General features: G+C 45.6%; 1 protein-coding gene. It reads right to left on the reverse strand.

The window, feature by feature from the left end; genetic code table 11:
* Nucleotides 1–220 precede the first annotated feature (220 nt).
* Nucleotides 221–787 (reverse strand): substrate binding domain-containing protein (locus KIV40_RS33410; RefSeq protein ID WP_285353703.1); only part of this gene is annotated, 567 nt, incomplete at its 5' end.

Consider the following 787-nt stretch of genomic DNA (forward strand, 5'->3'; position numbering starts at 1 on the left):
TGTCAGACGAGTTTGCCAACGCTCACGGTAAGTATTTTGACAACGACAATGGTGTGTTTGCAAACCCACATCCAGATGCAACTCGTGGTAACAAGTCACAATTGGTTATTGAGTCGATTGAACGCACTCTTGCTGAAAAGCTTGCTTAATCCAGTCATCAATTAATCACCTACAGATACTACAAAGCCCGCTATGATGCGGGACTTTTACTGCTCTAAACTCAATTGTCCCAGTATGGTGGCGTTCCATAGTGCTCAGAGAAATAATCAATGAATGCACGTACTTTCGGCGCCAATAGACGCGAACTAGGATAGACAGCCCAAATAGATGGCTCAGATGTGAGCGGGTAGTCGTCTAGCACGCGAACAAGCTCACCACTTTTTAGCTTATCGTAAACACACCATGTTGAGGCAATGGCTAGACCAATTCCGCCAATAGCAGCATCTCTCAAAGCCTCACCATTATCAGTACGAAATGGACCACTCGCTTTTACTGTGACAGGCCCTGTCTCAGTCTGAAACGTCCAGTTCTCAAGCCCGATCAAACTGTTACACTGATGATCGTTTAAGTCTTGAGGAGTGACTGGCTTACCATATTTGATTAAGTAATCAGGAGAGGCACAGATAATACGATCATCCGGCGCAAGCTTTCGAGCAATCAAAGAAGAGTCTTTGAGCTCAGAGATACGAATCGCAATATCAAAGCCACCCTCGACCATATCGACCACTGTGTCAGACAGTCTCAAGTCAACCTTAAGCCCCGGGTAAGCTTCCATAAAACCTGCCAA

The organism is Vibrio sp. D173a, assembly GCF_030248475.1.